The organism is Streptomyces desertarenae (assembly GCF_042681365.1).
Taxonomy (GTDB): Bacteria; Actinomycetota; Actinomycetes; order Streptomycetales; family Streptomycetaceae; genus Streptomyces; species Streptomyces desertarenae.
Genome location: NZ_JBHUFU010000019.1, coordinates 85,790 through 93,942 on the forward strand (window position 1 = coordinate 85,790; position 8,153 = coordinate 93,942).

The 8,153-nt window shown below is 71.6% G+C and carries 7 protein-coding genes and 1 pseudogene; 4 read left to right on the plus strand and 4 right to left on the minus strand.

Annotation, left to right across the window (positions count from 1 at the left end):
• Nucleotides 1-538 precede the first annotated feature (538 nt).
• From ACFSJS_RS24570 to ACFSJS_RS24585, 4 genes and pseudogenes are all read left to right on the plus strand, one after another.
• A complete protein-coding gene (locus ACFSJS_RS24570) occupies nucleotides 539-1,510 on the plus strand; it encodes an ABC transporter ATP-binding protein (protein WP_380904048.1) in 972 nt (323 codons plus the stop codon).
• Nucleotides 1,507-2,358: an ABC transporter permease gene (locus ACFSJS_RS24575; RefSeq protein ID WP_380904050.1), complete on the plus strand. Its 852-nt coding sequence runs from the start codon at nucleotides 1,507-1,509 to the stop codon at nucleotides 2,356-2,358. The genes ACFSJS_RS24570 and ACFSJS_RS24575 overlap by 4 nt, the downstream gene beginning before the upstream one ends.
• A gap of 492 nt (nucleotides 2,359-2,850) precedes the next feature.
• Complete coding sequence (locus ACFSJS_RS24580; RefSeq protein ID WP_380904052.1) at nucleotides 2,851-4,239, plus strand: cellulase family glycosylhydrolase; 1,389 nt, start codon at nucleotides 2,851-2,853, stop codon at nucleotides 4,237-4,239.
• A 171-nt stretch (nucleotides 4,240-4,410) separates the two neighbouring features.
• A pseudogene (locus ACFSJS_RS24585) lies at nucleotides 4,411-4,910 on the plus strand (ABC transporter permease); the annotation flags it as partial.
• Here ACFSJS_RS24585 and ACFSJS_RS24590 read toward each other — a convergent pair.
• The 4 genes from ACFSJS_RS24590 to ACFSJS_RS24605 all read right to left on the minus strand — a co-directional run bounded on the left by ACFSJS_RS24590 (nucleotide 4,875) and on the right by ACFSJS_RS24605 (nucleotide 7,488).
• Nucleotides 4,875-5,057: a hypothetical protein gene (locus tag ACFSJS_RS24590; RefSeq protein WP_380904070.1), complete on the minus strand. Its 183-nt coding sequence runs from the start codon at nucleotides 5,055-5,057 to the stop codon at nucleotides 4,875-4,877. The pseudogene ACFSJS_RS24585 and the gene ACFSJS_RS24590 sit on opposite strands and share 36 nt — an antisense overlap.
• Nucleotides 5,058-5,493: 436 nt before the next feature.
• Complete coding sequence (locus tag ACFSJS_RS24595; protein ID WP_417824442.1) at nucleotides 5,494-6,555, minus strand: IS630 family transposase; 1,062 nt, start codon at nucleotides 6,553-6,555, stop codon at nucleotides 5,494-5,496.
• 369 nt (nucleotides 6,556-6,924) lie between these two features.
• Complete coding sequence (locus ACFSJS_RS24600; RefSeq protein WP_380904054.1) at nucleotides 6,925-7,176, minus strand: type II toxin-antitoxin system RelE family toxin; 252 nt, start codon at nucleotides 7,174-7,176, stop codon at nucleotides 6,925-6,927.
• 18 nt (nucleotides 7,177-7,194) lie between these two features.
• The gene (locus ACFSJS_RS24605; RefSeq protein ID WP_380904056.1) at nucleotides 7,195-7,488 is read right to left on the minus strand and encodes a hypothetical protein; all 294 of its coding nucleotides are present in this window, start codon (nucleotides 7,486-7,488) and stop codon (nucleotides 7,195-7,197) included.
• Nucleotides 7,489-8,153: the final 665 nt, after the last annotated feature.

The following is an 8,153-nucleotide window of genomic DNA, read 5'->3' on the forward strand; positions in this document are numbered from 1 at the left end:
AGGCGGTCACCGTCCGGCCGGACCCGCACCGGCAGGCCGCCGGACCCTGCCGCCGAGGAGCCTGCGAATCGCCCCGGTCCCAGGTCTGCCGCCACCGCTGCACCGACCGGGCACCGACCCGCAAGTCCACGGCGGTCACGCACTCGCCTCACCCCGAGCGAACCGCTCGGGGTGAGGCGGGCGAACCGCCTCCACGGCCCGGCCCACCGGCCACCACCGCCTCTCACCCCGCTGTGAGCGCCGTCCCCGCACCACCCGGCCCTCCTCGTCCCGGCGCCCCTCCTCTGCTGCAGGCGACCGGTCCGCCCCACCCCACAGGACGGCTCCTCGGCGCTCCGACCGGAAGGGCCCACCGGGCCGGCGGCCCGGCACGAGACACCTGAACCGTTCGGTAATGTGCTCGTTCGAGGAGGGCCCGAACGGCTGCTGCCGGGCGGCTCGGCAACCAGAGCCGTGCGCACGTCCCATGACCACGGACGCCGGCACGCCTCCGGCCTTGATCTCCAAGGACGGACCACGAGACGGACGGGGGACACCGATGACGACCGCCCACGCTCCATCCGAGGCCGGGAGCGCTCCACCGCCGGGGAGCGACACGGTCATCGAGGTACGGAACCTGCGGATGCGCTACCGCAACCAGGACGTCCTCAAGGGAGTCGACTTCACGGCCCGGCAGGGCGAAGTCGTCGTGCTGCTCGGCCCGAACGGCGCGGGCAAGACGACCACGATCGAGGTCCTGGAGGGCTTCCGGATGCGCTCGGGCGGCGACGTGACCGTCCTCGGCACCGATCCGGCCCGCGGGGGCGAACGGTGGCGTGCGCGCCTGGGCATCGTGCTGCAGTCCTGGCGCGACCACGGCAAATGGCGGGTGCGGGAGCTGCTGGCCCACCTCGGCTCGTACTACGCGCCGTACTCCACCGCCCTCGTACGGCGGCCGTGGGACGCCGACGAGCTCATCGCCGCCGTGGGGCTGACCGCGCAGGCGGACAAACGGGTCGGGACCCTGTCCGGCGGGCAGCGCAGGCGGTTCGACGTGGCCGTCGGCATCGTGGGCCGACCCGAGCTGCTGTTCCTGGACGAGCCGACGGCAGGACTGGACCCGGAGGCCAGGAGCGAGTTCCACGGCCTGGTACGCGGACTCGCCGACGAGCGCACCACCGTCCTGCTGACCACGCACGACCTCGCCGAGGCGGAGAAGCTCGCCGACCGGATCCTCATCCTGGCCGGTGGCCGGATCGTGGCCGACGGCGCGGCCGAGGAGCTGTCCCGGCAGGCATCGGCCGAGGCCACCGTGCGCTGGACGCGGGACGGGCGGCCCTTCGAGGCGGCGACGGCCGAGCCGACCCGGTTCGTCCGACGGCTGTTCGAGGAGCACGGCGAGGCGATCGGCGGGCTGGAGGTGCGCCGGGCGAGCCTGGAGGACACCTATCTGACGATGGTGCGGGAGCTGGAAGCGGGGAGTGGCCCCGGTCGGCGGGCGGCGCGTGCTTTCGGGGAGGAATCGCGATGAGTCCGGTGTGGTACGCGGTGGGAGCCGGGGTGCGGCGCGGCGGGACGGAACTCCGGCAGACCTTCACCACCGGCCAGGACGTGTTCGGGTACGTGCTGTGGACGGTCCTGCTCATCGTGCCGCTGTTCCTGGTCGGGGACGATCCGCTGAAGGGCGCCGGTATCTCGGCCGGCGCGTTCATGCTGCCGAGCATGCTGGGGATGACGCTCGCGTTCACCGGGATGATGACCACGGCGCAGCTGCTCGCGACCGAGCGCGAGGACGGCACTCTGCTGCGGGCCAAGGCCGTGCCCCACGGCATGGTCGGCTACCTGGTCGGCAAGATCATCACGGTGTCGGGGACGGCTCTCGTCTCTGTGGCGCTCCTCTTCGCCGTGGGCGTGTTCCTGGTGGACGGGGTCGCCCGGCAGGGCGGCGGGGCGCTTCTGACGCTGGTGTGGGTGGTGCCGCTGGGTCTCCTGGCGACCCTGCCGATGGGCGCCGTCATCGGCTCACTCGTCGACAGCCCGCGCACCATCGGGCTGCTGACGCTTCCGGTGATGGGGCTCGTCGTGATCTCCGGGATCTACTTCCCCCTGTCGAAGCTGCCCGAGTGGTTGCAGACCGTCGGGCAGGTCTTCCCCGTGTACTGGCTCGGCCTCGGTCTCAGGGCCGCGTTGCTGCCGGCCGAAGCGGCCGCGGCCGAGATCGGCGGATCCTGGCGGTACCTGGAGACGGCAGGCGTACTGGGGGCCTGGACGGTCGCCGGGCTGCTCCTCGCACCGTCCGTCCTGCGCAGGATGGCCCGCCGCGAGTCCGGGGCCGCGATGGCGGAACGGCACCGGAAGGCGATGCAGCGGGTCGGTTAGCGACGGGCCGGGGACGTCGGCCCGCCTCCCGGTCGGGCCGCACCGGACAGGGGGCGCCCGCCCCCCGGATGTTCCCGCTGCTGATGCGGGCGCGCTCACGGCGCCGGGCGGCGGGCACGCCGGGGGTCGGGTGCCAGGCGGTGTTGCGCCGGCGGCGGGACCCGCGGATCCTCGTCCTGGCCCGCGACCCCCTCGGTGCCCGACGAGGCCGGCAGGTCCCGTCGCCGTCGACCCCGAGCCGCTCGGCGAGTTGTTCGCCTGGGCGCGGCGGCTGGAGGGGGAGCCGGAGGAACCCGGCCCGCCGGGTGCGGCGGCGCGACCGCGCCCGGCCGGCACTGCCCGTCTGAGCAGCGGTCACCCGCGCCGCCGCACAGTCGGTCGGTCAGATGCCTGTACGCGCATCGGCACACCGTGTACGGTCTCGGGCCGATGGGGTTTGGGAGCGCTCCCATCGCGCTGTTGCCGCTTCGCACGAGCACGAGGAGGAACGCTTTGAAACGCTTATCGGCCCTACTGGCGACCTGCGCCACGGTCCTGGGCTTCACGGCACTGCTCAGTCCCCAGGCAGCGGCCGCCGCCGGCTGCAAGGTCGACTACACGTTCACCAACCAGTGGCAGGGCGGCTTCCAGGCCGGGGTGAAGGTCACCAACCTGGGTGATCCCGTCAGCGGCTGGGTCCTCAAGTGGACCTGGCCCGACAGCGGGCAGAAGATCGTCCAGGGCTGGAACGCCACCTGGTCGCAGTCCGGCTCCACGGCCAGCGCCGCCAACGTCGACTGGAATCGCACCCTGGCCACCGGCGGCACCGCCGACCTGGGCTTCACGGGCTCGTTCACGGGCGCCAACCCGAAGCCCACCGCGTTCACACTCAACGGCGTGGCCTGCACGGGCTCCGTCGGCGGCGAGGAGCCCCCGCCCGACCCGGATCCCGGCCCCGGCACCGGTACCCCGGTCGGCATCAACGGGCAGCTCAAGGTGTGCGGCGTGAACCTGTGCAACCAGTACAACCGCCCCATCCAACTGCGGGGCATGAGCACACACGGCATCCAGTGGTTCGGCAAGTGCTACAACACCGCGTCCCTGGACGCGCTGGCGAAGGACTGGAAGTCGGACCTGCTGCGCATCGCCATGTACGTGCAGGAGAGCGGTTACGAGACCGACCCGGCGGGCTTCACCAACCGCGTGAACAGCCTCGTCGACATGGCCGAGGCCCGCGGCATGTACGCGCTGATCGATTTCCACACCCTGACGCCGGGCGACCCGAACTACAACCTCGACCGCGCGAAGACCTTCTTCGCCTCCGTCGCCGCCCGCAACGCCGACAAGAAGAACGTGATCTACGAAATCGCCAACGAACCCAACGGCGTCAGCTGGACGGCCATCAAGAACTACGCCGAACAGGTCATCCCGGTGATCCGGGCCGCCGACCCGGACGCCGTCGTCATCGTCGGCACCCGCGGCTGGTCCTCGCTGGGAGTCTCGGACGGCTCCAACGAGAGCGAGGTCGTCAACAACCCCGTCAACGCCACCAACATCATGTACGCGTTCCACTTCTACGCCGCGAGCCACAAGGACAACTACCGCGCCACGCTGAGCCGGGCGGCCTCGCGCCTGCCGCTGTTCGTCAGCGAGTTCGGCACGGTGAGCGCCACCGGAGGCGGAGCGATGGACCGCGCGAGCACCACGGCCTGGCTGGACCTGCTCGACCAGCTGAAGATCGGCTACGCGAACTGGACCTACTCCGACGCGAACGAGAGCAGCGCGGCGTTCCGGCCCGGCACCTGCAACGGCAGCGACTACAGCAGCAGCGGTGTGCTGACCGAGTCCGGAGCACTGCTCAAGAGCCGGATCAGCACCCCCGACACCTTCCCCACCAGCTGACCTGCGGCGGGGCTCCGGCCGGGCCGGAGCCCCGCCCCGGGGCGCGAGGGCGCTCCCGACGCTCCCTCGCGTGCCGTGCCCGACGACGCGGCCGTGGAGCTGCGGGACCTCGGGACCGCCGTCGAGGACCGGTCGTTCGCCGTGCGGACCGGGAGCGGGCCCGCCGATCCGATGGGCCACCCCTGGCCCACGGCGGCCTTCGTGCCGTACGAGCTCGATGCGGGACGCGCTCCCGCGGCCCCGGACGAGGTTGCCGTCCGCGGTGACCGGGGCCGTCCGGGCACCCGGGTGCGGACCGACGGAGGCACCGTGCGCGTCGTCGGCACCGTGGCCGGGCTCGGTTTTGGGAACGCCGTGTTCTCCACCGGCGCCCGCGCCGCCGAACTGCCGCCGCGCGACTCCCGGCTCGTGGTCGACGCCGATGCTGCGGCCGTGCGCGAGGCGGTGCGCGGCAGCGAGGGCGTCCGGGTCCTCACCGGGGACGCGCGCCGGTACGCCGACGCCGACCGGGACAGCGAGGCCCTCACCGCGACGAGAGCGCCATGTTCGGCACGGCCGGCGGCGTCACCGGGTTCGTGTCGGTGTTCGTGGCGGCCTCGGCCTCCGCGTTCGCGGTGGCCCGGCGGCGCCGCGAGTTAGGCCTGCTCCCGCCGGGCGCCACCGCGGCCGAACCAGCGGGCGACCGCGTTCCGCGGCCCGGTCCCCACGTCCGTCCCGACGGCCTGCGCCACCGCCGTTCCCCCGGCTGCAGCCAGCGCCTGCTTCAACATCCCCGCCAGCGCCTGCTTCAACATCCCCGCCAGCGCCTGCTTCACCATCCCCGCCACCCCTCCCAATTACTGGATCTTCCAGTACGGCACCGCCGCCCGCGGCCCCGCACCGCGTCTTACGGCAACTCGTCGTCGAGCCCGTACACCGGCGGGACCGTCGCGGGGTCTGCTGGTGTCCACCAGTGGGCATGGTCGGGGAGGTCCTGGTAGCGCTGGCCCGGTCCGGTCGGGACCGGCCGGCGCTATCGCTGCCGGTCGGTTTGGTGGTCCGGCTGGTGGCTCGCTCGGGGTTCCCGGTGGGGAGTCCCTGCTTCGTACTGCGAGGGCGGTCGATGGCTGAGGGCGAAGCGGCGCGGGTGGTGGGGCGCGGTGGCGGGTAAGGCGGTGGCCCCTTGCGGGGCCGGGCCGTGTGGGGCGGGGGTACGTCTGCGGTAGTTGTGTTTTATACAAAACAGGCCCCGTATCGGGGCCGAGCGTCTATTGATCAGAAACTTATGGGGTTCTCGTCCAGGACGTAGCGGACGTGTGGGCCGCCAAAGTAGCCGCGGACGATGTGCGGCTGACGCTGCCGTCTGCGGAAGAAGCGGCGTGTTTCGGCGGCGAGTTCGGCCTGGTCCCGGGCTCGGTGCTGCTTGGGCAGGCTGTGCTTGAGGTCGGCGTTGACCAGCTCGTCAGGGTTGAGCTCGGGCGAGTACGGGGGCAGGAAGTGCAGCTCGACATCGTCAGGGTGGGCGGCGAGCCAGTCCCGGACCTTCCCCGAGCGGTGGGCGCAGTGCCCGTCGACCACGAGATGGACCTTGTGGTCGAAGTGGCCGGCGAGTCGGTCCAGGAAGCGGCACATCACCTTGGCGGTGAAGCTCTCGGTGAAGACCATGAAGTGAATCCGGCCCTTGGTGCTGATCGCCGACATCGCGTTCACCGAGAACCGGTTCCCGCTCCGCCGCACCACGGGCGTTCTGCCCTTCTCACCCCAGGTCCGGCCGGTGACCTGGTCGGAGCGGATGCCGACCTGGTCGGCGAACAGGACCTCGCCACCGTCCTTCTTCGCCTTCGCCCGGATCGCCGGCCATGCCTCCTCGTGCCAGCGCCGGACGGCCTCCGGGTCCTGCTCCACTGCCCGCTTGTCCGGACGCTGGAAGGACAGCCCCCACCGCCTCAGATACCTGCCCACCCCGGGATCGGTCAGCCGCACCCGGTACAGCTTCACGATCAGCTCGCCCACCAGCCGACGCGTCCACAACTGCCCGCTCAGGCCGACGTCGCAGGGTCGATGGTCGAGGACGGCCTGCCGCACGGCGGCCTGCTCGGCCTCCCCGAGCACCTGGTGCACGCCGACCGGCTTGCCCCGCGGCCGCATGACCAGCGCCTCGCGGCCGCCCGCCTGCCACTTCGCCCACCACTTGTCGACCGCCTTCAGAGACACCCCGAAGACCGTCGCCACGTCCTCACGGTCCCGCCCTGCCACCAAGGCGGCTACCGCCCGCAACCGCAGGGTCTCCTGCGCCGACGGCGACAGATGCCGCGCGTCCCCCACCAGATCGCTCACACCCCACCAACGACCCAGAACCCAAACCGTTTCGAATCAATAGAAGGCGCTGGATTTCTCCTCCGGGGGCATCCCGGCGGGTGCGGGGCCGACCCGTGGACATATCCGGGCCGGTGCAGGTCCACAGGGGCATCCCGGCGGGTGCGGGGCCGACACTTGCCGACCTGTAGTTTCAGGCCGAGGACAGCGCGATTTCCATCGGTTGGATCCTATGCGGGCAGAACCCCTACGGGGCCTGAAACCCGCCCAGCCAGCCCCGCCCCCGCGGGTGCGGGGCTGGCTGGTATTCCTCAGTGGTAAGGGCCCGGGCGTGGTCCTCCCGGATTCGGGAGGACAGCCTGCTTACGTGGATAGGCTGAGCGAGCGCGGTCAGCCGAGGTAGTCAATGCTGTGAATGCGGATCCGCCGCACACCGGGCGGGCCGTCGATGACGACGCAGGCGACCGCGGTGTGGCGGAGGGTGAGGACACGGCGGTGGGGTTCGCTGTCGCTATGGGGTTCCGTGGCCGCGTAGGGATCCTCACAGACGCCGAGGATGGCGGCATCGAGTTCTTCCCGAGCCTCATCAGGCAGAGCGTCCCAGACAGCCTCGACGGCAGTGCTGTAGCGCAGCTTGTACACACCGTAGATGCTGCCAGGTCAGGCAGCCCCGCGTGTGGGGTTTCGATCAGCTGCCTGCCGAATGCGTTCGACGCGCTCGCCACCGTCGATCCACACGCCGGACGGCTCTTCCCCGCGGGCCTCGGCCGCGGTGACCTCGTCGGCTTCCACGAACGCGACCTGCATGTTCTTGGCGATCCGCTCCCACTTCGCGAACACCGTCAACAACTCGTGGGCCGGCGCTCGGTTGATCTCGGAGAGGAACCGCTGAGCAAGGGAGGGCGCACCGAGGGCTTCACGGATGGTTTCGATGGTCCACTGTTCGCCGCTCATGATCCTGCCCCAAGATCGCACCGCCGATGAAGGATGTATCGCCTATGCAGCGTAGCGGCGAGCACGGGCGGGCGCACAAGGTTGGGCTTACGTACAGCGGCGCGGTCAACCGTTCGGCTCGTACAACGCTCGGGCGTACACCGCACACTGCCGGCCGCTTCACCTGCCCAACGCCCCACCTGCCACGCCCCGGGCGGCGCGGAGGACGAGTTTTTCCTGGCAGTCCTTGCCGAAGCCCTCCCCCCGAGGCCTGCGGCGAATCATCCCCGCGGGTGCGGGGCCGACATGGGCCGACCCATCGACGCACGGGGCTGGCTGGGGCCATCCCCGCGGGTGCGGGGCCGACCCCGGGACATGCACGTCGGCCTCGGCTACGCGCGGACCATCCCCGCGGGTGCGGGGCCGACGGCCCTTGGCCACCCGTAGTGCCCCGGAGAGGGGGACCATCCCCGCGGGTGCGGGGCCGACCACCCCCAGCCAGCGGCCGTCCTCGCCCTCCGGGGACCATCCCCGTGGGTGCGGGGCCGACGCGGCCGCCGCACGGACGCAGAGTGGAGCGCCGGGACCATCCCCGTGGGTGCGGGGCCGACTAGGACTTGTCCGGCCGATCATGTTTGTAGCCAGATGGTGAGGGCTGCGGCGGTTGCGGTGCCGAGGTGGACGTA